The sequence below is a fragment of the Micromonospora sp. DT68 genome, assembly GCF_049847245.1.
Taxonomy (GTDB): domain Bacteria; phylum Actinomycetota; class Actinomycetes; order Mycobacteriales; family Micromonosporaceae; genus Micromonospora; species Micromonospora profundi.
Genome location: NZ_JBNCNZ010000052.1, coordinates 1 through 289, shown reverse-complemented (window position 1 = coordinate 289; position 289 = coordinate 1). Strand labels below are relative to the sequence as shown.

At 61.9% G+C, this 289-nt stretch carries 1 protein-coding gene; it reads right to left on the bottom strand.

Going from position 1 to position 289, the window contains the following annotated elements:
• Positions 1 to 289, bottom strand: a 289-nt coding sequence (locus ACPXB1_RS30570; protein WP_425736167.1) for an FG-GAP-like repeat-containing protein, incomplete at both ends; no start/stop codon positions are given.

Sequence of the window (289 nt, the reverse complement as noted above, 5' to 3'; positions counted from 1 at the left end):
CACCAGATCCAAATTAAACGGACCCGACGAATACCACCGATCGTGCGACACACCCCCCTTCCACACCCGGAAACTGAACGACCCATCCGACTCCTGATACGTCGCCACCACATCATCGCGACCATCACCATCGACATCGCCGGCCGCCACCCGATCACCGACCCGCGACATCGTCCAACCACCGGACTCGAACAGATCCCCCTCCAACGAGAACGACGAACCCGACGACGACCACCGCCACAACGTCATCGTCCCGTCACCGTCATCACGCATCAACGCCGGCGCCGCA